Annotated in this window: 24 protein-coding genes; 12 read left to right on the top strand and 12 right to left on the bottom strand. The window is 62.9% G+C overall.

Features of this window, described 5'->3' with window-relative positions:
- Nucleotides 1–73: 73 nt before the first annotated feature.
- The gene (locus tag AC07OJ_RS15040; protein ID WP_201145755.1) at nt 74–397 is read right to left on the bottom strand and encodes a DUF2025 family protein; all 324 of its coding nucleotides are present in this window, start codon (nt 395–397) and stop codon (nt 74–76) included.
- Nucleotides 398–629: 232 nt separating this feature from the next.
- Here AC07OJ_RS15040 and AC07OJ_RS15035 point away from each other — a divergent pair, with 232 nt between their 5' ends.
- Together AC07OJ_RS15035 and AC07OJ_RS15030 are read left to right on the top strand one after the other, a co-directional pair.
- Nucleotides 630–1757 carry a glycerophosphodiester phosphodiesterase family protein gene (locus AC07OJ_RS15035; protein ID WP_495094739.1) on the top strand — a complete coding sequence of 376 codons (1128 nt, stop codon included), beginning with the start codon at nt 630–632 and terminating at the stop codon, nt 1755–1757.
- Nucleotides 1758–2423 carry a helix-turn-helix domain-containing protein gene (locus tag AC07OJ_RS15030; protein WP_495094738.1) on the top strand — a complete coding sequence of 222 codons (666 nt, stop codon included), beginning with the start codon at nt 1758–1760 and terminating at the stop codon, nt 2421–2423. It begins immediately after the preceding gene.
- Here the strand turns inward: AC07OJ_RS15030 and AC07OJ_RS15025 are convergent.
- A complete protein-coding gene (locus AC07OJ_RS15025; RefSeq protein WP_495094737.1) occupies nt 2415–3293 on the bottom strand; it encodes a sterol desaturase family protein in 879 nt (292 codons plus the stop codon). The two genes, AC07OJ_RS15030 and AC07OJ_RS15025, sit on opposite strands and share 9 nt — an antisense overlap.
- A 154-nt stretch (nt 3294–3447) precedes the next feature.
- Here AC07OJ_RS15025 and AC07OJ_RS15020 point away from each other — a divergent pair, with 154 nt between their 5' ends.
- From AC07OJ_RS15020 to AC07OJ_RS15005, 4 genes are all read left to right on the top strand, one after another.
- A complete protein-coding gene (locus tag AC07OJ_RS15020) occupies nt 3448–3753 on the top strand; it encodes a PepSY domain-containing protein (protein WP_106802813.1) in 306 nt (101 codons plus the stop codon).
- Between the two features lie 182 nt (nt 3754–3935).
- A complete protein-coding gene (locus AC07OJ_RS15015; RefSeq protein WP_495094736.1) occupies nt 3936–5108 on the top strand; it encodes a GAF domain-containing sensor histidine kinase in 1173 nt (390 codons plus the stop codon).
- Between the two features lie 202 nt (nt 5109–5310).
- Complete coding sequence (locus tag AC07OJ_RS15010) at nt 5311–6333, top strand: transporter (RefSeq protein WP_065909143.1); 1023 nt, start codon at nt 5311–5313, stop codon at nt 6331–6333.
- A gap of 158 nt (nt 6334–6491) precedes the next feature.
- Nucleotides 6492–8108: an inorganic phosphate transporter gene (locus AC07OJ_RS15005; protein WP_495094735.1), complete on the top strand. Its 1617-nt coding sequence runs from the start codon at nt 6492–6494 to the stop codon at nt 8106–8108.
- Between the two features lie 123 nt (nt 8109–8231).
- Here the strand turns inward: AC07OJ_RS15005 and AC07OJ_RS15000 are convergent, their stop codons facing one another.
- The 3 genes from AC07OJ_RS15000 to AC07OJ_RS14990 all read right to left on the bottom strand — a co-directional run bounded on the left by AC07OJ_RS15000 (nt 8232) and on the right by AC07OJ_RS14990 (nt 11238).
- Entirely contained in the window at nt 8232–9206 is a 975-nt protein-coding gene (locus AC07OJ_RS15000) for a 5-oxoprolinase subunit C family protein (RefSeq protein ID WP_495094734.1), read from the bottom strand.
- Nucleotides 9203–10081, bottom strand: coding sequence for a 5-oxoprolinase subunit B family protein (locus AC07OJ_RS14995; protein WP_065909136.1), 879 nt, complete (start codon nt 10079–10081; stop codon nt 9203–9205). Before AC07OJ_RS14995 ends, AC07OJ_RS15000 begins: the two co-directional genes overlap by 4 nt.
- Nucleotides 10082–10461: 380 nt before the next feature.
- Nucleotides 10462–11238: a 5-oxoprolinase subunit PxpA gene (locus tag AC07OJ_RS14990; RefSeq protein WP_120449624.1), complete on the bottom strand. Its 777-nt coding sequence runs from the start codon at nt 11236–11238 to the stop codon at nt 10462–10464.
- Between the two features lie 124 nt (nt 11239–11362).
- Between AC07OJ_RS14990 and AC07OJ_RS14985 the strand changes: the two genes are divergently transcribed.
- Complete coding sequence (locus tag AC07OJ_RS14985) at nt 11363–12280, top strand: LysR family transcriptional regulator (protein WP_065909132.1); 918 nt, start codon at nt 11363–11365, stop codon at nt 12278–12280.
- Here the strand turns inward: AC07OJ_RS14985 and AC07OJ_RS14980 are convergent.
- Complete coding sequence (locus AC07OJ_RS14980; protein ID WP_065909129.1) at nt 12277–13173, bottom strand: LysR family transcriptional regulator; 897 nt, start codon at nt 13171–13173, stop codon at nt 12277–12279. The two genes, AC07OJ_RS14985 and AC07OJ_RS14980, sit on opposite strands and share 4 nt — an antisense overlap.
- 106 nt (nt 13174–13279) lie before the next feature.
- Here AC07OJ_RS14980 and AC07OJ_RS14975 point away from each other — a divergent pair, with 106 nt between their 5' ends.
- Nucleotides 13280–14038 carry an SDR family NAD(P)-dependent oxidoreductase gene (locus AC07OJ_RS14975; RefSeq protein WP_262135692.1) on the top strand — a complete coding sequence of 253 codons (759 nt, stop codon included), beginning with the start codon at nt 13280–13282 and terminating at the stop codon, nt 14036–14038.
- A 50-nt stretch (nt 14039–14088) separates the two neighbouring features.
- Nucleotides 14089–14994 (top strand): LysR family transcriptional regulator, encoded by a 906-nt coding sequence (locus tag AC07OJ_RS14970; RefSeq protein ID WP_065909124.1) that lies wholly within the window; start codon nt 14089–14091, stop codon nt 14992–14994.
- On the opposite strand, the gene AC07OJ_RS14965 is transcribed toward AC07OJ_RS14970, so the two are convergent.
- A complete protein-coding gene (locus tag AC07OJ_RS14965) occupies nt 14981–15421 on the bottom strand; it encodes a multidrug/biocide efflux PACE transporter (protein ID WP_065909121.1) in 441 nt (146 codons plus the stop codon). The two genes, AC07OJ_RS14970 and AC07OJ_RS14965, sit on opposite strands and share 14 nt — an antisense overlap.
- An 88-nt stretch (nt 15422–15509) precedes the next feature.
- On the opposite strand from AC07OJ_RS14965, the gene AC07OJ_RS14960 reads away from it, so the two are divergent.
- Nucleotides 15510–16364: a LysR family transcriptional regulator gene (locus AC07OJ_RS14960; protein ID WP_106802806.1), complete on the top strand. Its 855-nt coding sequence runs from the start codon at nt 15510–15512 to the stop codon at nt 16362–16364.
- A gap of 3 nt (nt 16365–16367) precedes the next feature.
- Here the strand turns inward: AC07OJ_RS14960 and AC07OJ_RS14955 are convergent, their stop codons facing one another.
- Nucleotides 16368–17201, bottom strand: a complete 834-nt coding sequence (locus tag AC07OJ_RS14955) for a LysR family transcriptional regulator (protein ID WP_495094733.1) — start codon at nt 17199–17201, stop codon at nt 16368–16370.
- Between the two features lie 111 nt (nt 17202–17312).
- On the opposite strand from AC07OJ_RS14955, the gene AC07OJ_RS14950 reads away from it, so the two are divergent.
- Entirely contained in the window at nt 17313–18038 is a 726-nt protein-coding gene (locus AC07OJ_RS14950) for an SDR family oxidoreductase (RefSeq protein WP_065909105.1), read from the top strand.
- 26 nt (nt 18039–18064) lie between these two features.
- Here the strand turns inward: AC07OJ_RS14950 and AC07OJ_RS14945 are convergent, their stop codons facing one another.
- From AC07OJ_RS14945 to AC07OJ_RS14930, 4 genes are read right to left on the bottom strand one after another with little or no spacing between them, the layout of a single operon-like run.
- Entirely contained in the window at nt 18065–19279 is a 1215-nt protein-coding gene (locus AC07OJ_RS14945; RefSeq protein WP_201145764.1) for an RNA polymerase sigma factor, read from the bottom strand.
- Nucleotides 19276–19752: an SRPBCC family protein gene (locus AC07OJ_RS14940; protein WP_495094732.1), complete on the bottom strand. Its 477-nt coding sequence runs from the start codon at nt 19750–19752 to the stop codon at nt 19276–19278. The genes AC07OJ_RS14945 and AC07OJ_RS14940 overlap by 4 nt, the downstream gene beginning before the upstream one ends.
- 34 nt (nt 19753–19786) lie before the next feature.
- Complete coding sequence (locus tag AC07OJ_RS14935; protein WP_065909096.1) at nt 19787–20131, bottom strand: YciI family protein; 345 nt, start codon at nt 20129–20131, stop codon at nt 19787–19789.
- A gap of 42 nt (nt 20132–20173) precedes the next feature.
- Complete coding sequence (locus tag AC07OJ_RS14930; protein WP_065909093.1) at nt 20174–20593, bottom strand: YybH family protein; 420 nt, start codon at nt 20591–20593, stop codon at nt 20174–20176.
- A gap of 147 nt (nt 20594–20740) precedes the next feature.
- On the opposite strand from AC07OJ_RS14930, the gene AC07OJ_RS14925 reads away from it, so the two are divergent.
- Nucleotides 20741–21241: a GNAT family N-acetyltransferase gene (locus AC07OJ_RS14925; RefSeq protein WP_065909090.1), complete on the top strand. Its 501-nt coding sequence runs from the start codon at nt 20741–20743 to the stop codon at nt 21239–21241.
- Nucleotides 21242–21248 lie beyond the last annotated feature (7 nt).

Genomic DNA, 21248 nt, shown 5'->3' with positions numbered 1-21248 from the left:
AGTGGTAGGCCTTGATCCTGTGCCAGGCACAGCTCCCACATGTTGCTCTTCATAAGACTGAAAACCTGTCGACCTAGCTCACCAGGCTACGCAACGCACTGATCTGCGGAATCTCCACCCGGCGCATGTACGCCCGCAATGGCTCGGTGATGTTGATGCGGTCGTCGATGTTCTGGTCGAGCAGCAGTTGGATTCGTTCGCGCGACAGGGTCATGGTCTGCTCGGCGGCGGGCAGCCAGACGAATTCGGCGGTGGGAATGATGCCGTCATCAGCCACGTCCATGCCGAAGGCATCTTCGCTGAAACGCACGATGTACTGGCCGGTCTTGCGGTTGAGGCCGACAAAACCACGAAGTTGGTCGGCGGCCTGGCAGATAAGCTCGGAAGTGATGCGCATGGTAAACCTCACTGAAAAGTCCCACAGGGACTGGAAAGATGGTTTACACGCGTGGCAGAAAGTACTGCCCTCTAACGGAGCAGCTTCGGGCAAGAGTACTGCAATGCACGGCAAAAAAACCGAGAAAATTGGCGGGTGCGCACGTTAATGTCGGTTTGGTGATAGCGCCTTTCGCAATCAATTGTTAAAAAGGAGGCCTTCTCAAAGCTACCTCCACGAAAGGACTTCGCATATGCCTGTCACGTTTTCCAAGAGCGCCCTGCTGCTCGCCCTGGCGCTTGGCCTCGGCCAGGCACAGGCTGCCGATCCGATCAGCCCGGCTGAATTGGCGACAAACGAAGGCATTCCCTACCCTGCCGTGATCGCTCACCGTGGCGCGTCCTACGATGCCCCGGAATCCACCGCCGCCGCCTACAAGGTCGCCCGCGACCTGGGTGCCGACTACCTGGAAATGGACCTGCAGCGCAGCAAGGACGGCGTACTGTTCGCCCTCCACGACAACAACCTGCAGCGCACCACCGACGTGGCCACCAAGTTCCCCGAGCGCAAGGACGCCCCGGCCAACGAATTCACCTGGAAAGAACTGCAAACCCTCGACGCCGGCAGCTGGTTCAACGCCGCCTACCCCGACCGCGCACGTCCGGGCTTCGTCGGCCTGAAAATCCAGAGCCTGGACGACATCATCAAGATCGCCGAAGGCAACCCGCAGCACAAACCCGGCCTGTACATCGAGACCAAGGAGCCCAAGCAATTCCCGGGCATCGAAGCCGACCTGAAAAACAAGTTGCTGGATAAAGGCTGGCTGAGCTCCGCCGGCTCCAAGCTGGGCAAGAGCAACACCGGTGTCGGCCAGGGCAAGGGGCGCGTGGTCCTGCAAACCTTCGAGACGGCCAGCCTGAAAGAACTGCAGAAAGAAATGCCGAACACGCCGAAGATCCTGCTGCTGTGGGTCGGCCCTGGCAGCATCGAGCCGAAATCGACACAGACCTTCGCTGAGTCCGGCGAAACCACAAAGGCCGCCTACTACGCCAAGCAAGAGCCGAAAGACGCCGCCGAGTTCGAAAAATGGGTCGACGAAGCCAAGAGCCTCGGCGCCATCGGCACCGGCCCTTCGGCCGAGCTGACCGCCCATGGCGACCAGAGCTACACCGACCTGGTGAAGCCGGAAATGAACCAACTGACCCACGCCAAAGGCCTGCTGGTGCACGTCTATACCGTCGATGAGCCGGTGGATTTCGACAAGGTGATGAAGGCCGGTGTCGACGGCATCTTCACCAACCGCGCCGCCGAACTGCTGAAGTTCTACAAGCGCTGGCCGTCGTCCAGCGTGCAGGACCTGCTGAACGACTATAAGTACTGAGTGAAGCCCGAATGGTCGGGTCGCCTGTGGTTGGGCCGTGATTACGGCCTGATCCACGGCGAGCTGGGGCGCACCGCGCCCCATGCGCACTACGCCCATCAATTGATGTTCTCCCCAGGCCGGCCCATCACGGTCAGCCTTGAAGGCCGCGTGATCACGGCCGATCGCCTGTTCATTCCTTCGCGACACCGCCACGCCATCATGCAGACCGAGGGTGAGGTGCAGGTGCTGTATGCCGAACCCATCGTCTTTGCAGCCGAGCCCCTGCAGGCCCTGCTTCTGGGCGGCGCAGGGTTTATCGAGACGCTGCACCAGTTGCCCCGGCGGCGCCTCGACGATCCACGCATCGAGCGCGCACTCGCCAGCCTCGATCAACATCTGGGCGGCAAAGTGTCGGCCCTGGCCCTGGCCGAGGCGGCGCACCTTTCACTCAGCCAACTGGAGCGCCTGTTCAGCGATCAGCTCGGTGTGCCGGTGCGCCGCCTGGTGCTGTGGCGACGGTTGCGTGTGGCCCTGCAACTGGCCCTCGCGGGCGGCACGCTGACCGAGGCCGCCCACGGCGCGGGCTTTGCCGATTCGGCGCATTTCTCGCGGACCATGAAGCAATTGTTCGGCGTCACCGCCGGGGCGTCCCTGCGCCAGCTGGAGGTGCAGTTCCTAACGTAAATCCTGCGGCAACGGCGGCTCCTTGCCCGACTTCACCGCCGCGAACGGGTCACACAACTGCGCCACATAATCCCGCGGAAAATCCGGCCGACTGCCAATCCCCAGGTCCCCCGGCCCCATGCGATAGCGCGGGCGAAAAAACGCAGTGCCCAGCAGCCAATCCCACAGATTGAAAAACAGCCCGAAATTCACATCCCCCGCACGCCCGTATTTCATGTGGTGAAACCGATGCACCGGCGCCCAGGCGAACACCCAGCGCAACGGCCCCAGGCGCATGGCCACATTGGAGTGCTGCAGCAACAACTGAACAGCGATGGCCAATGCCAGCAACTGCGCTACGTCCAGCGGTATGCCCAAAAGGATCAGCGGCAGCAGGCCTGCCGTCGCTTCGAGCATCTGGTGCAAGGGGTGCTTCATCAAGCCATTGAAGCCATAGAGCCGCTGCACGCTGTGATGCACCGCATGCAGGCGCCACAACGGCGCAACACGGTGGCTGGCGTAATGCATCAAGGTAATCCCGGCGTCGGCCACGACAATGGCCAGCAACAATTGCTCCCACAGCGGCCAGCCTCGTGGCCAGAGGCCTTCGAACGCCAACAGCGCGGTCAGTCCGGGCAGGATCAGCAACCCCGCGGCATTCAGGCTTTCATTGACCAGCGCATGCAAGGTGTCGCGTCGACGATCACCCAGGCTGCGGTTCCATTGCCGCTCATAGGGCAGCCATTGCTCGACCAGAAATGACACCGCCACCGCGCTTGCAAACACCAGCAGCAACCCTTGCGGTTGCCTGGCCTGCACGTACGCAAGTGCCCACCCGATAAACCCTGCAAAAAAGACAGGCGCATAAAGCCAACTGACCAACCGTTTCATCCGAGTCTCCCTTTAAGTGAGCCCTCAGCATGAAATCCCGCGCCCTTGGCAGATTGAACAAACTGCGCAACCGCTTGAAATAATTAAGCGTGAATTAAGTTGCGCTGGATAACCTGATCCCACTTAAACAGCTCACCGAAGAAGGACACACACCATGAAAACCCTCACCGCACTGTTCGCCGCCACCGCCCTGACCCTGACTGCCGGCCTGGCCCAGGCCGATGTTCGCCCGGATCACATTGAAGGCCTGGTCAAGTCCGGCGCCGTGATGCCGTTCGACAAACTCAACGCCGCTGCCGTGGCCACCCACGCCGGTGCCAGCATCACCGACACCGAGCTGGATCACAAAAACGGCGTGCTGGTCTACGAGGTCGACCTGACCGATACCGCCGGCAAACGCTTTGAAGTGAAGCTCGACGCCAAGACCGGCGCCGTGCTGGAAAACAAGCAAGACACTTGAGTCGCCCCCTCAAGCAACCGCGCCACCTCCGGGTGGCGCGGTTTTTTTATGTCCGCGCGTCAGCGGGCGTAAGAAAATCCTCGATTTTGCGAATGAAATTACACCCATATGGCATAAGGTCGCTAAAATCCCACCCATTGGCCGGGGCATAACGCTCAGCACGTTGGGATAGAGATTGCTGCATGGGGCAAAAAGCCGCCGACATCGCCACCATTGGCCGCATCAGTGCCGTCCCCGCGATGCTCAAAGTCATCAGCGACATGACCGGCCTGCGCTTCGCAGCGGTCGCGCGGGTGACCGATGACACCTGGACCGCGTGCGCCGTGCTCGATCAGTTGGACTTCGGCCTTGGCGTCGGCGGCGAATTGGACCTGACGACCACGATTTGCCACGAGATTCGCGGCTCCCACGTGTCCGTGGTCATCGACAAAGCCAGCGAAGACCCGCTCTACCACGACCACCACACGCCGCGCCTGTACCACTTCGAAAGCTACATCTCAGTGCCGGTGTTTCGCACAGACGGGCACTTCTTCGGCACCATCTGCGCCCTCGACCCTAACCCTGCAGAGCTGCGCAGCAGCACGATCCAGTCGACCATGGAGTCATTCGCCCGGGTGCTGTCGCTGCAAATCGAAGCTGAAGAAGCCGCGCAGTTCACCCACGCGCAATTGCAGGAAGAACGCGATACCGCCGAACTGCGTGAGCAATTCATCGCCGTGCTTGGTCATGATCTGCGCAACCCGCTGTTCGCGATCAACTTCGCTGCTGAACGGCTGCTGCGCAAGCACCCGGATCCGGCCACGGACACGTTGCTGCGACATATCCTCACCAGCGGCCGCCGCGCCGCGCAGTTGGTCGAAGACGTGCTGGACTTCGCCCGTGGCCGCCTGGGCAATGGCATTCCGTTGAACATCGGCGATTGCCAGGGTCTGCAGGAGGCGCTGCAGCATGTGGTGTCGGAAGTGCAGAGCGTGCACCCGCAGCGCGTGATCCAGGCGAATATCGACGACCTGCAAGGCGTGAGTGGCGACCGCGATCGCCTCGCGCAGCTGCTCTCCAACCTGGTGGCCAATGCCATTCACCATGGCAGCCACGAGGGACCGGTGGAGGTCACGGCAAAGATCGAGCAAGGCCATTTCAACCTGACCGTCAAGAACCCCGGGCAGATCAGTGCGCAAGCCTTGCCCCGGTTGTTCCAGCCCTATTCGCGTCCGACCACCGATACCCCCCAGGCCGGCCTGGGTCTGGGGTTGTATATCGTCAAGCAGATCGCCGAAGCGCATGGCGGCGAGCTGAACGTGTCGACCAACGCCGAGCACGGCACCGTGTTCACGTTCAGCCTGCCCACCCCCTGATCAGGGGCCAAAGCGTCCCTGTCAGCAGCGGTTCTTGATGCCTGGTGAGAGAGGCTTCTTGAACGGTTGCTGACAGGCGGTCAATAAAGTGTCATCGCAACGCAATAAGTCGCGAACGGTCACAAAACTGTCAAATTCCCTTGCAATGATCGCTCACGCGAACCTGTGAAACGTCCTACAGGCGCTTTCTCTGCGAGCCTCCATGAACCACAGCCTCGACTACAGCCATCAGGATTCCGACCTGTTCGGCTTGCTTTACGGTTTCCGTTTTCGCCCTGGTGAAAAGGCTGAGCAGATTGACTCGGCCACCGCCCTGCAGGCCTTGCAGCAACCCGGCGACCCCGAAGAATTTCTGTGGCTGCACCTGAACCTGGCCCACGCCGCGTGCGAGCGCTGGATGCAGGCGCACCTGGATTTGCCCGAGGAATTTTTTGAGGCCCTGCATGAAGGCTCGCGCTCCACGCGCATCGAACATGTCGACTCGGCCTTGCTCGCGGTGGTCAACGACGTGGTGTTCAACTTCAGCAGCATGGTCTCGTCGGATATTTCCACGCTGTGGGTGTGCGCGCGCAGCCGCTTGCTGATCAGCGCGCGCCTGCAACCGCTGCACTCGGTGGACAAGCTGCGCTCGTCGGTGAAAGCCGGTGAAACCTTTCGCTCGCCGCTGGAGCTGCTGGTGCACCTGCTGCGCGACCAGGGCGAAGTCCTGACCCAGATCGTGCGCAAGACCAGCATCAGCGTCGACCATATCGAAGACCAGCTGCTGTCCTCGCGCCTGTCCACCAACCGGGCGGAACTGGGGGCGGCACGCCGGGTGCTGGTGCGCCTGCAACGCCTGCTCGCGCTGGAACCCGGCTCGCTGCTGCGCCTGCTCAACCGCCCGCCGCAATGGCTGCAGAAGGAAGACGTGAAGGAGCTGCGCAAATCCACCGAGGAGTTTGCGCTGATCATCAATGACCTGATGGCCCTCGGTGAGCGGATCAAGTTGTTACAGGAAGAAATCGCCGCCAACCTCAACGAGCAAAGCAACCGCACGCTGTTCACCCTCACCGTGGTGACGGTGCTGGCGCTGCCGATCAATATCATTGCCGGCTTCTTCGGCATGAACGTGGGCGGTGTACCGCTTTCCCAGGACCCGGAAGGCTTCTGGATCCTGGTGGCGTTGGTGGCGACGTTCACCTTGATTGCCGGGCGCTGGGCCTTTCGCAAGCGCAAGGATTACTGAAATGCCCTCGACGGTGGGAGCCGGCTTGCCGGCGCCTATCAGGGGGGAGTTATAGACCGGCGGCATGGTCGATTGATTAAACACTGACCTGCCGCAGTATCTCTGTAACATTCTGCAATGAATATGGATGCCATCCTCCCCACACTGGATGCTCCGGCATGGCCACCCCTTCCCTGACTGCCTCCACCCGCTCCTCGCACAGCGAGCCCAAACCCAGGCTGGACAAGAAACCCGGCCTGGTGACGGTGATCATTTTCTTCGCCGTGCTCGCCATGGGCCTGTTGTTCACCGCCTACAGCCTGATGCACGACATGCACGAAATGGGCGCGGTGGTCACCACCTGGACGCCGTTCCTGCTGCTGGGCGTGGCGCTATTGATCGCCCTGGGTTTCGAGTTCGTCAACGGCTTCCACGACACCGCCAACGCGGTCGCGACGGTGATCTACACCAACTCGCTGCCGCCGCATTTTGCGGTGGTGTGGTCGGGTTTTTTCAACTTCCTCGGGGTGCTGCTTTCCAGCGGTGCCGTGGCATTCGGCATCATTGCCCTGCTGCCGGTCGAGCTGATTTTGCAGGTCGGTTCCTCGGCCGGTTTCGCGATGATCTTCGCCCTGCTGATCGCTGCGATCCTGTGGAACCTCGGCACCTGGTGGCTGGGGTTGCCGGCGTCTTCTTCGCACACGCTGATTGGTTCGATCATCGGCGTCGGCGTGGCCAATGCGCTGATGCACGGGCGTGACGGCACCAGCGGGGTGGATTGGAGCCAGGCGATCAAGATCGGCTATGCGCTGCTGCTGTCGCCATTGATCGGCTTCGCCTTCGCCGCCCTGCTGTTGCTGGCCCTGCGCGCGTTTGTCAAAAACCGCGCGCTGTACAAGGCGCCCAAGGGCGACACCCCGCCGCCGTGGTGGATTCGCGGCATGCTGATCGCCACTTGCACCGGCGTGTCGTTTGCCCACGGTTCCAACGATGGCCAGAAGGGCATGGGCCTGATCATGCTGATCCTGGTGGGCACCCTGCCGATGGCCTACGCGCTGAACCGCACCATGCCGGCCGAGCAATCGCTGCAGTTCGCCGCCGTGGCTGAAGTGACCCAGGTGGCCCTGGTGAAAAGCGCACCGCAGGCGCTGACGGGCGACCCGCGGCCGATCCTGTCGACCTATGTGCGCACCAAGGAAGCCACGCCGGAACTGGTACCGGCGCTTGCCGCCCTCGCCGGCCAGATCGGTGATGAAGTCAAAGGCTACGGCTCGCTGGCCAAAGTCCCCGCCGAAGCCGTAGGCAACGTGCGTAACGACATGTACCTGACCAGCGAAACCATTCGCCTGATGGACAAGGGCAAGGTCGGCCATTTCGACGCCGACACCCAGGGCAAGCTCAAGCTGTTCAAGGATCAGATCGACAACTCCACGCGCTTTATCCCGCTGTGGGTGAAGATCGCCGTGGCCATCGCCTTGGGCCTCGGGACCATGGTCGGCTGGAAACGCATCGTGGTGACCGTCGGCGAGAAGATCGGCAAGACCCACCTGACTTATGCCCAGGGCGCATCGGCCGAAATGGTGGCCATGCTGACCATCGGCGCGGCGGATATGTATGGCTTGCCGGTGTCGACCACCCATGTGTTGTCGTCGGGCGTGGCGGGGACCATGGTGGCCAATGGCGGTGGCTTGCAGATGAAGACCATCCGCAATCTGCTGATGGCGTGGGTGCTGACGCTGCCGGCGGCGATTCTGCTGTCAGGCAGCCTCTACTGGCTGTTCACCCAATTGTTCTGACACAGCACCGTTTAACCGTGAGGGAACGGGCTTGCTCGCGAAAGCCGTCTGTCAGTCAGGACACCTGGCGACTGACACACCGCAGGCGTGAGCAAGCCCGCTCTACAGTGGCTCTACGGGTTTTCAGCTACTGAATAACCCGCCCATTATTTTCAGGCGTTTTTTGTACACCCGCCGCGCCTCCAGCGCCTCTTCCAGCGTCACCGCCACAAACCCCGCGCGCTGGTTCGGCTGCATCTGCCCGATCAGGTCCAGGTCGGCACTGATCACCGTGCCAATCATCGCGTAGCCGCCGCCCGACACCGCGTCCCGATGCAGCACGATCGGCTCCAGCCCGGCCGGTACCTGGATCGAACCGATGGGGTAGCAACTGTCGACGATATTCGACGGATCCGAGCCCGCGCCGAACGGCTGCTCGCGTGGCTGGAAGCTCAGCGCGCTGCCGCCCTTGAAGCGATAGCCGATGCGGTCGGCCTCGGAGCCGACGGTCCAGGGTTCGGCAAAAAAGCTGCTCTTCGCACCGGCCGTCAAGCGCTCGTAGTACAGCCCCGGCACCACGCGCAACGTTACATCGCCACCGACCGACCGGCGCAGCGCCATCGGCAGGCTGTCGCCCGCGCGCCCCTGTCCGCTGGCGGTACCGATGGGCAGTTCATCCCCCGCCTGCAAGCGTCGCCCGTGAAAACCACCGAGCGCACCGAGGGTGTAAGTGGAACGACTGCCGAGCACCAAAGGCACGTCGATGCCACCGGCGACCGCAAGATAAGTGCGCGCGCCCGCCTTGGGAAACTCGAAGCGCAGCACCTGCCCGGCACGCACGTGGAAGGCGGTGTCCTGGTGCACCACTTCACCGTCCAGGCGCGGTGACATCAACGCGCCGCTGAGGGCTACCAGGGCGTCCTGTTGAAACGCCAGCTCGGGGCCAATCAACGTGCATTCCAGGCCCGCTGCGCCAATGGGATTGCCCACCAGGTGGTTGGCCGCGCTCAAGGCGTACTGGTCCAACGCCCCCGAGGGCGGAATGCCCAGGTGGTAATAGCCTTCGCGGCCAAGGTCTTGCACGGAGGTGGCGAGGCCGGGTTTGAGGACCTTGATCATGCCAGCGCCTCCTGCAGGGTTTTCGGGTAGCCGATGGGGTCGGCGAGAAACGCATCGAGGGAAAATTCCACCGTACGGATGCGCAGGTCGAAACGTCCTGCGTCCACTTCGGCAACGGCCTGGTCGTAGGCGTCGCGGTCGATGGGTTTGAATTGCACGATGTCACCGGGCCGGAAGAACACCATGTGTTCCTTGAGGTAGGCCAATTGCTGCGCCGGGTCGTAGATCGGCGCCGGGGTCACGCCGAACATCTGGTAACCGCCGGCCCCGCGCACCGAGTAGATGCAGCCGAAGCAGCCGCCATGGCCGAGGGTCAACTTGGGGGTGTCGGTACGCGGGCGCAGGTACTTGGGCACCTGCAACTGCCGCTCGCGCTCGACCATCTGGAACATGAACGGCAGGCCCGCGACAAAGCCGACCATCGACACAAACCACGGCGCGCCACTGTGGGCGGCGATAAACGCGTCGACATCGGCCAGGCCATTGATGCGCGCGGCGTATTCCAGGTCGGTCGCACTGGGGTCCTGGTGGCGGTCGCGAAAACGCATCAGCGTTTCATGGGTCCAGGGGTCGTTGTAGAGCACCGGGATTTCGATGATGCGCGTATGCAGGGTGCGTTCGGCCACGGCCTGGGCTTCGGCGGTCTGCACCGCGTCGAGCAGCACGTGTGGCGCGATGCGGTCGGGGTCGAAGCGAATCTGGAACGACGCGTTGGCCAGGCACACATCCAGCACGCCTTCCAGGGCCAGGCGCTCCACGGCCCGGGTCACGGCCATGCCCGTGAAAAAGGCCTCCAGCGACATGCTCTCGCTGACCTCGGCAAACAGGTGTTCATCACCGCCGAAGCTGTAGCGGATGGGGGGTGTTTGAGCCATGTCTGTTCCTCTTGGAATCGTTATAGAAAGGCAGGCAAAAAATGGATAGGAGTGATTGGATTTATTGTGCTGAGCGGTCTTTTTGCGGCCTATGGGATTTCTGTGGCAAGCAACCTTTGTGAGGTAAGCGGGCTTCCTTTGGCTAGCAAGCTTCCTGTGCCTAGCAGGCTTCCTGTGGTGAGCGGGCTTGCCCCGCGTTGGGCTGCGCAGCAGCCCCAGTAAGCCCCCTGTGTACTTCCAGGTAGAACTCGGCCGTCTGATTTTAGGGCCGCTACGCGCCCCAACGCGGGGCAAGCCCGCTCACCACAAGAAGCGCGCTCACCACAGGAATTCTGCTCACCACATAAAGTCCGCTTGCCACAGGAAGCCCGCTCACCACATCAAGCCCCGTTGGCCGCAGGCAGCCCATTGGCCACCACGATTCCTGCCTGGTCGAGGGCTTCGCGGGTGGCTTCCACCAATTCCAGGGCGCCGGGGGTGTCGCTGTGCAGGCAGATGGAATCGAATTCGATAAACAGGTCTTCGCCTTCCACCGTGCGCACCAACCCGGTCTGACAGGCACGTAGGACCCGCGCCGCTACGGTGGCAGGATCCAGCGCGCGCACTGTGCGGGTAAACACGATGGAGCCGCTCAGATCGTACTCACGGTCGGCGTAGAACTCGCGCACCACCGGTTGCCCGAGTTCCTTGGCCACGCGCCAGATCACCGAGTTGGGCATGCAGTACAACAGCAGTGTCGGTTCGATGATCTGCAGGTTCTGCACCAGCAGCCGCGCGGCTTCTTCGTCGCGGGCCAAATGCATGTAGAGCGCGCCGTGGGGCTTGATATGTTGCAGGGTCACGCCTTGGGCGCGGGCGATTTCGCGCAGGGCGCCGAGCTGGTAGAGGATGTCGTCGACCAGTTCCTGGGCCGGAGCGTTGATATGCCGGCGCCCGAAGCCGACCAGGTCGCGAAACCCTGGATGTGCACCGATGGCCACCCCCAGTTGCTTGGCGCGCTCGACGGTGCGACGCATGGTGCCGGGGTCGCCGGCGTGGAAGCCGGTGGCGATGTTGGCCGAGCTGATATAGGCCATCAGCTGCGCGTCGACGCCATCGCCGATGGTCCAGGGGCCGAAGCCTTCGCCCATGTCCGAGTTGAAATCCACTGCCTGCATCGAGGTCGCTCCGCAAAGGTGATGGCGGAAAAGTAGGCCGCGTCTTGACCCCTTGGGAAGATCTATTATCAGATAGCCCATCTTCTGAAAATCAGATAAGCCGGGCCCCTACGAGGAATGCAGCGTGTCATTGACCTTGCGCCAAGTGCGTTATTTCGTCGCCACCGCCGAAATCGGCCAGATTTCCCAGGCCGCCATCCACCTCAACATTTCCCAGTCGGCGGTGACCACGGCGATCAAGGAACTGGAGGCGATGCTCGGCGTGCAGCTGTTCGTGCGTTCGGCCCAGGGCATGAACCTGACCGACGCCGGCCGGCATTTTCTCAACCGTGCCTATGTGATTGTGCGCAGCGTCGACGACGCCCTCAACAGCCCATTGCCCGACTACCGCGCCAGTGGCGTGCTGCGCCTGGCCGCCAGCTACACGGTGCTCGGTTACTTCCTGCCGCACCACTTGCAGCGCATGGAACACTGGCACCCGGATGTGACCATCGAGGTGTTCGAGCAGGAGCGCCAGGCCATCGAACAAGGCCTGCTCGACGGCCAATTCGACATGGCAGTGGTGCTCACCGCCAACCTGACTCATGCGGATATCGTCTCCGAAATCCTGTTCAACTCCGAACGCCGCCTGTGGCTGCCCAGCCATCACCCGTTGTGCGAACGCGGCGCCGTGAGCCTGGCGGATGTGGCCCGCGAACCGTACATCCTGCTCACCGTCGATGAAGCCGAACACAGCGCCATGCGCTATTGGGAACAGGCCGGGCAAACGCCCCAGGTGCGGCTGCGCACCAGCTCGGTGGAAGCAGTACGCAGCATGGTCGCCAATGGCAGCGGCGTGGCGATCCTGTCGGACCTGGTGCATCGGCCCTGGTCACTGGAAGGCAAGCGCATCGAAACCCTCACCGTGACCGACCCGGTCACGCCCATGAGTGTCGGGCTGGCCTGGCATCGCGAGCGTGCGTTTACCCCGGCGATGCAGGCCGTGCGCGATTATTTCCATGACGCCTTCCTGGCGCCGCAGCAGTTGTCGGCTCGCCGTTAGAGTCGGGCTTGCAGCGTCGCGGCCAGCCAGTCCATGAACACCCGCACACGCTGTGGCAAATGCCGTTGCCCGGCGTAGAGCAGCGACACATCGAGCGCCGGCGCCGGGTAGTCGGGCAGCACGGCAACCAGCTCGCCACTGGCGAGTAGATCGCGGATGCCCAGGACCGGCACCTGAGTGATGCCGAAGCCGCCCAGGCAGGCGGATTTGTACGCGTCGGTGCTGTTGACCGTGACCCTCCCGGCCATCGGTACGCGGTGCACTTTATCGCCCTGCTGGTATTCGAACCCCGTCGAACGTGACCCCAAGGGGCGCACGTAATGCACCAGTTGATGGTGCGCCAGGTCCTCGAGGGTCTCGGGTACGCCATGGCGCTGGCGGTAGCCGGCGCTGACACAGTTGATCATCGGCATGCTGCACAACCACCGCGCGACCACCGTCTGGTCGGGCTGTGCGCCGACCCGCAGCACACAGTCGAACCCTTCGGCCAGCAGGTCGACCTGGCGGTCGGTGGTGCTGATTTCCAGCTCGATCAATGGGTGGGCGTCCATGAACTCGGGCAGGCGCGGCAGGATCAGGTCCCGCGCCATCACGTTGGGCAAGTCCACGCGGATACGCCCGCTGAGTTGCGCCTCATCCTGGCGAAACAGGCCTTCGAGTTCGTCCATGTGGGCCAGCAGATCCTTGCTGCGCTCGTACAGCACACGCCCGTCCTGGGTCGCCTGCACCTTGCGCGTGGTGCGCTGCAGCAGGCGTGTGCCGAGCAGCTCTTCCAGCGCCTGGACATGCTCGGACACGCTGGAGCGCGGCAGGCCCAGGCTCTCGCCGGCGCCGGTGAAACTCGACAGTTCGGTGACGCGCACAAAGGTGCGCAGCAGTTCCAGCTTGTTCATGGGATTGTTCGCCTTATCCGGCCAGTGATTCCGATATACCCCTGTTTATCACGTTACAGCCGGACAAATACACTCAGTCCCACTGACCACCTGAGAGGACTGCACCATGACCCGTAAAATCGCACTGATCACCGGCGCCAGCCGCGGCCTGGGCAAAAGCACCGCGCTGCACTTGGCGGCACAGGGCGTCGACATCATCGGCACCTACCACAGCGCCGCCGACGAAGCCCAGGCGGTGGTGGCACAGATAGAGGCCCTGGGTGGCCGCGCCGCCATGCTGCAACTGGATGTGAGCCAGAGCGCGTCCTTCAACGACTTCGTCGGCCAGGTCGGCGGTGTGCTCAAGGAGGTTTTCGCCCAGCAGCAGTTCAATTTCCTGATCAACAACGCCGGCATTGGCGTCAACGCCGCGTTTGCCGAAACCACTGAAGAGCAGTTCGACCGCCTGGTGGCAATCCACTTCAAGGCGCCGTTTTTCCTCACGCAAAAACTGCTGCCGCTGATCAGCGATGGCGGGCGCATCATTAACATCTCCAGCGGCCTGGCGCGGTTCAGCCTGCCGGGGTACTCGGCGTACGCGTCGATGAAAGGTGCGGTGGAAGTGTTGTCGCGTTATCAGGCCAAGGAGCTGGGCCCGCGCGGAATCAGCGTGAACACCCTGGCTCCCGGCGCGATAGCCACCGACTTCAGCGGCGGCGCGGTGCGCGATAACCCCAACGTGAACGCGATGGTCGCCAACAATACCGCCCTCGGCCGCGCAGGATTGCCGGAAGATATCGGCGGGGCGATCTCGACGCTGCTGGCCGACGGCAGCCACTGGATCACCGGGCAGCGCATCGAGGCCTCGGGCGGCATGTTTCTGTAGACGTTCTGCGCTAGCATCAATGCCTTCAAATCACTGACAGGCAATCACCGATGAGTTTTGATCCAGGCTTGGCCGGCGGCATGGGCGTATTGGCGGCCGTGGTCGACAGCGGCAGTTTTGCCCGCGCCGCCGTCAGCCTGGAGATGACGCCTTCGGGCGTCAGCCGGGCGATTTCACGCCTGGAAAAACGCTTGGGGATTCGCCTGTTCGACCGCACCACGCGCTCGGTGCAACTGACCGACGAGGGTCGGCGTTTCTATCAGGAAATTGCCCCGCTGCTGGCCGGTCTCGAAGAGGCGGCCAACTCGGCGGCCGACAGCGCTCACACCGTACGCGGGCGCCTGCGGGTGAATATCGACCCGTACTTCTCGCGGCTGGTCCTCGGCCCGGTGCTGGGCGATTTCATGCGCCGCTACCCGCAATTGCAATTGGACCTGCACACCCGCGACCAACTGGGCGACCTGGTCGCCGATGGCTTCGACCTGGCGATCCGCTTTGGCATCCCACAATCCTCTTCACTGATCGCGCGCAAGTTGATGCAAGTGCGCGTGCTCACCCTGGCCTCCCCCGCCTACCTGGAACGCCATGGCCGACCGGCCACCCCGCAGGACCTGGAAAACGGGCACATGTGCCTGGATTTTCGCGACTCGCAAACCGGTCGCCCGTTTGCCTGGGAATTTCACCGCCCCGGTGAGCAATTGATCGTGCGCACCGACGGCCGCCTGGTGGTCAACGATGCCAGCACCCTGTACAGCGTGTGCGAGCACGGCCATGCGGTGGCGCAGATGCTCGACCTGGGCCTGGCGCCAGCGCTCAAGGCCGGCAGCCTGGTGGAGTTGTTCCCGGACTGGCCGGACGAGCGTTTTCCGCTGTACGCCTACTACCCCTCGCGGCATTTGCCGGCGGCCAAGGTGCGGGCGTTCCTGGATTTTGTCGCGACGCTCAAGCCCGACTAGGCACGCGCTGGCGTACGAATCTTTCCCGCAACACGTCATACCCCCAGTGATACACGTAGGTGTACGGCAGGAAAAACAGCAGCACGCCAATGTCCAGCCAAAACGCCTGCACCAGGCTGATCTTCAGCCACGCGGCAATCAGCGGGACCGCCACGATAATCAGCCCTCCCTCGAACAGCACGGCATGCAGCATGCGCGTCCACACGCCACCGGCGAGTTGCAGGCGCACCTTGAGGCGGTCGAACAGGCTGTTGAAAATGATGTTCCAGGTCAGCGCCAGCACGCTGAGGCCCAGGGTTACCGCGCCCATCTCCAGGGCCGGCCGGCCAGTGATCCAGACCAGCAACGGGGTACAGATCAATAAGGCCAGGCCTTCAAAACCCAGGGCTTGGCAAACGCGTTCAGTAATCGACTTGGTAGGGTGCATGACCCGGCTCCGTGAGTGACGATGGTTGCTATCATTACCCTTCAAGTCGATACTTCATAACTAATAACCATCGACCAAGGCGATAGTCATGGCCTCTCATGAAGTGCTGCAGGCGTTTGTCCAGGCCGCTACCCAGGGTTCGTTTTCGGCGGCGGCACGCAAGCTGGGCAAGAGCCAGTCCACCGTCAGCGCAGCGGTGGCCAGCCTGGAGATTGATCTCGACGTGGTGCTGTTCGATCGCAGCAGCCGCAAGCCGACGCTCACACCGGCCGGCCATGTGTTGCTGCAACGCGCCGAGCAGGTATTGGAGGCCAGCAGCCGCCTGGAGCTGGCGGCGAGCCAGTTGGCCCAGGGCCTGGAGCCGAAAGTGACCATCGCCATGTCCGACACCTACCAGTCGGAGCGCTTCGAACTGGCGCTCAAGGCTTTCGAGCAACGTTACCCGGACCTGGAACTGGAATGGCTGATCGCCGAGTGCGAAGACCTGATCGCCCTGGTGCAAAGCGGCCGGGCACAGATTGCGTTCGTCGAGGCCCAGGCGGTGTATCCGCCCGACCTGAGCCGCGCCCCGGTGGAGGAACGCACGGAAATCGCGCTGTTCGTCGCCCCGGATCATCCCTTGGCGAGCCTGGACACCATCGACCTGCAAGCCCTGCAGCAACACCGTGAACTGCGCCTGGCGAGCATCATCAACCCGAATGAAACACGCCCCACGGGCCGTGTGTGGTCGGCGCCGAGTTTTCTGATGCTGATGGAAATGGCCCAGCTCGGTTTCGGCTGGGCCGAGTTGCCTCGCTGGCTGGTGGAACGCTTCGGCAATGCCGGGCTGGTCGAGCTCAAGGTACGCAGTTGGCCGCGCTCGGTGGCCGTGGATGCGCTGTGGTCGCGGCAGTACCCACCAGGGCCGGCGGGGAGTTGGATGCTGGGGCTGATGGTCGATTGACGCCTAGCGTTGCGGCGGTCGGTTGTTCTGGAAATACTCGTGCAGGGCGCGCAGCGCGGGTGATTCCAACGCTTGCGCGGCGAAGCACAGCCCGACCCGCCGCGTCGGCGCCGGCAGGTGCCATTCACGGCTCACCACCCCGGCGCGCTCGGCCGCCAGCGACTGCGGCAACATCGCCACGCCTACACCGGCGGCCACCATATGCAGGGCCTGGGTCAATGAGCCGGCATGCCCGGCTACCGCCTGCGGCGAGCGCCCATACAAGGCCATCAGGCGCTGATGGGAATCATGTTGCGGGCAGGTGATCCAGTCCTCGATTGGCGCCCAGGCCTGCTCTGTGCCAGCCTGCGCCATGGGATGTGCGACCGGTAACGCCATCACGTAGGACTCTTCCCAGATCGGCAGGAACAGTTCGTCCTCGCAGCACATTTCCTCCACCGCCAGGCGCCCTTCCCCTTCACAGCCTTCCTGCAGGGTCAGCAGCAAACCGGGCAGACCTTGGTGTGCCATGCGCAGGAAGGTTTCGATCTGGCTGTCGGCAATATCGCCCTCGACCCCCAACTCCAGCGCAATGCGATTCTCGCGGCCGCGAAACAACCGGCTCAGCGCCTCCGCTTCGGCCACCATGCGCCGCGCCTGGGGATACAGCACCCGTGCTTCGGCACTGACCTCGACCCCGCGAGGCTGACGCACGAACAGCGCCACGCCCAGCTCATCTTCCAACTGCTTGATGGTCACCGACAACGTCGGCTGACTGATGAATAAACGCTGCGCTGCAGCGGTGATATTGCGTTCTTCAAACACCGCGAGAAACGCCTTGAGGTGACGCACATCCATAGTCAGATCCGATGACAGACAGAGAAATAAGGCATTTTTCAGCCTTTAACCGGGTAAATATACTTCGCCCACGTTTCAGTTATCGATTTTTCTTATTCCAGGAGTGCACACATGAGCCAGCCACTGATCATCATCACCGGCGCCAGTTCGGGTATCGGCGAAGCTACTGCCCGCCGATTGTCCGCCGCCGGTCACCCGCTGTTGCTGCTGGCACGCCGTATTGATCGCCTCAACGACCTCAACCTGCCGAACACCCTGAACCGTGGGGTCGACATCACCGACCGCGCTGCCCTCGTCGCTGCCGTGAAGGAAGCTGAAGCGCAATTCGGCCCGGCCGATGCGTTGATTAACAATGCCGGCGTGATGCTGCTGGGCGCAGTCAGCGAGCAAGACCCGGCGCAGTGGGAGCAGATGCTCGACGTCAACGTGAAGGGCCTGCTCAATGGCATTCACGCGGTGGCCGCGAGCATGGTCGCGCGCAAGCGCGGCACGATCATCAACGTCAGCTCGGTGGCCGGGCGCAAGACCTTCCCGAACCACGTGGCGTACGTCGGCACCAAGTTTGCCGTGCATGGGATTTCAGAGAACCTGCGCGAGGAATTGTCGCCGAGCAATGTCCGCGTGATCACCATCGCTCCGGGCGCAGTGGAAACCGAGCTGCTCAGCCACACCACCGATGAGGCGATCAAGAGCGGCTACCAGGCCTGGAAACAGGACATGGGCGGCACCGTGCTGAGTGCCGACGATGTGGCCTCGGCGATTGCCTATGCCTACCAGCAACCGCAACATGTGTGCATCCGCGAGATCGTGTTGGCCGCGACTCGCCAGCAGCCCTGAGCGGCCCCTTTCAGGCGTGCCGGCTCCTACTGCTTGAGTTCGGCCAGGCGCTGCTCGAGGAAGCGCTTTTCAGGCGCTTGCTGGGTCAGCGACAGGGCTTTTTCATAAGCTGTACGAGCCGCTTCTACCCGCCCCAATTGCCGGCAGAACTCCCCGCGCGCTGAATACGCCAAGTGGTAATCGAGCAAATCGCCTCGTTGCAAAATGCCTTCCACCAGATCCAGGCCCGCCAGCGGGCCTTGCCACATGGCCACCGCCACGGCGCGGTTCAGCTCGATCACCGGCGATGGCACCTGCCTGAGTAACACATCGTAGAGCCCGACGATCTGCAGCCAGTCGGTTTGCCCTGCGTCCGGTGCTTCGGCATGCACCGCGGCTATCGCCGCCTGCAGGCAATAGGGCCCGTAGCCGCGCAAGGCCAGTGCGCGTTCCACCAAGGCGCAGCCTTCAGCCATCAAGGACGCATCCCACAGCGCACGGTCCTGTTCATTCAACAGCACCAGTTCGCCACTGGCCGAGGTCCGTGCTGCACGGCGGGATTCGTGCAACAGCATCAGCGCCAGCAAGCCCATCACTTCCGGCTCCGGCAGCAATTCCAGCAACAGGCGACCGAGACGAATGGCTTCGCGGGTCAGCTCCTCCCGGGTGAGGTCGGCGCCCATGGAGGCCGAATAGCCTTCGTTGAACACCAGGTAAACCACGCGCAGCACGCTGTCGAGGCGCTCGGGCAACTCGGCCAGCGACGGCACCTGATAAGGGATTTTCGCTTCGCGGATCTTGCCCTTGGCGCGCACGATGCGCTGGGCAATGGTGGTCGGCGTGGCCAGGAAGGCGCGGGCGATTTCCTCGGTGGTGAGGTCACAGATCTCACGCAGGGTCAGCGCCGCCTGTGCGTCAGGTGCCAGTGCCGGGTGACAGCAGGTAAAAATCAGGCGCAGGCGGTCATCTTCCACGTCTTCCTCGCTCCAGTCCTGCGCTTGCAGCGCGTCGGCCTGAGCCTGCAGCAACGGGGTGAACCGCGCCTGGCGGCGCAAGCGGTCGATGGCTTTGAAGCGACCGGTGGAGACCAGCCACGCCCTGGGATTTTGTGGCACACCGTCCTGCGGCCAGCGCTCGACCGCGACGAAGAACGCCTCGTGCAACGCTTCTTCGGCGAGGTCGAAATCCCCCAACAGGCGGATCAGGGTAGCGAGGACGCGCCGCGATTCGCTGCGGTAGATCGCCTCGATCGCCGGCGTCAATCGGGCATGTCCTGGGTCACCAATGTCACCAGCCGGTCCAGGCTCTGGCCCCAGCCGTCGTGAAAGCCCATGGCTTCGTGGGCCTGTTTGTCTTCAGCGCTCCAGTGCATGGCGCGGGCGGTGTAGCGGGTCTTGCCGTCGACATCTTCGAAGGTCACTTCGGCGCTCATGAACGGTTTTCCCGAGGGGATCCAACCCGGCTTGAAGGCGTCGGTAAACACCAGGCGACTGGGCGCCTCAATCTCCAGGAACACGCCCTGGGTCGGGTACTCGCTGCCATCCGGCGCACGCATCAGGGTGCGAAACAGGCCACCGACCCACAGGTTCATTTCGCACTCGGGGGTGGTCATGCCGTGGGGGCCCCACCATTGTTGCAACAGGGCGGGCGTGGTCCAGGCGCGAAAGACTTTGCTGCGCGGCGCGTCGATCAAGCGGCTGATGGACAGTTCGAATTCGGCGGGTTGGGTTGTCATGGGTAAACCTCCTCAGGTCTTGTGATTGTTGTGTTCAGAGATTCAACTCGCGCACGGGGCGCACTTCCACACTGCCGACCCGGGCGGCCGGAATGCCACCGGCCACCTGGATCGCCTCATTCAAGTCGCGGGCCTCGATCAGGTAAAACCCGGCGAGCTGCTCCTTGGTTTCGGCAAACGGCCCGTCGGTGATCGACAGCTTGCCGTTGCGCATGCGCACAGTGGTGGCGGTGCTTACCGATTCCAGCGGTTCGGCAGCGAGCATGCGGCCGCTGGCCTCGATGGACTGCGCATAGGCAAGACACTCCGGGTCTGCGGGGCTGTCGGGCGAGGTGTGCAGGACCTGTTCGTTGCTGTAGATCAGGCAGAGGTATTTCATGTGCGTCTCCGTTTTCGGACTACTGACTATAGTTCGCGGCGCTCAAGGTTTCAGGTCGAACAGTGCGGTGCCGCTGTCCATGTCGAACGGCGCCGACCAGTGCTCATGCACCACGCGCCATTGACCATTGATCTGTTGATAGCCGGCAGTCACGCGCATCCAGCAGGCCTTGACCTCGCCGTCCGGCCCGGCGCCGCCGCAATGGGCCAGCCAGTGGGCAAATGCGCTGTCCTGGGACTCGACGATGCGCAGTTCGTGGAACTCGAAAATCCCCGGGCCGGGGCAGTGCTTCATGCATTCCTCCCAGTGCGCGCGATAGGCGGCCTTGCCCTTGAATTGCAACGCGGTCACGGCGTCGAACGCGACGATATCGTCGGCGTAAAAGCTGACAATCTTGTCGATATCCCGGGCGACGACGGCGTGTTTCCAGGCATCGATGAGGCGATTGATGGTGGTGCTCATGGCGATACTCCTGCGGGGTGTGATTCACGGAAGACACCCTTAGTCGAACGCGCCGACGCCGAATCGACAGCCGCTTGAAAAATAATTTCACCCCCGGCAAACCCGCTAGAATCCACGGCTCTTTGTAGGAATTCGGATGCGTCCCTGATGGAAACCCGCCTCGTCCCCTATGAGACGCTGAGCCTTGTGCAGAAACAGCAGCTCAACACCCTGCAAGTGCATCCCGAGCAACTGGCGTATTCCGGCGATATCGATTGCGCGCTGAACAGCCTGCTGGTCAATCCCAACCCCGCTGCGATCAAGGGCTTCGCCCTGCTTGCCGACGAGCATCCCGTGGCTTTCCTGCTGCTCAAACGCCCACCCTGCCTGCCCCACTGGGCCGACGAGCACAGCGCGACGCTGCATGCGCTGCAGGTGGATCGCCAGCAGCAAGGGCGCGGGTTCGGCAAGGCGTGTCTACAGGCGCTGCCCGCAGCGGCACTGCAGGCGTGGCCGCAGATCAAGGGCCTGGAGTTGTCCGTGGACGCGGACAATGTGGCGGCGATGACGATGTACCTGAGCGCCGGCTGGGTGGACAGCGGGGAGGCGTACAGGGGCCGCATTGGGTATGAGCGCCGGTTGAGCTGGGTGTTTGACCGGCCCCTCTGAACGGTCG

This window comes from Pseudomonas sp. GW821-FHT09C08 (assembly GCF_059418125.1).
This window is presented reverse-complemented; position numbering and strand designations above follow the sequence as displayed.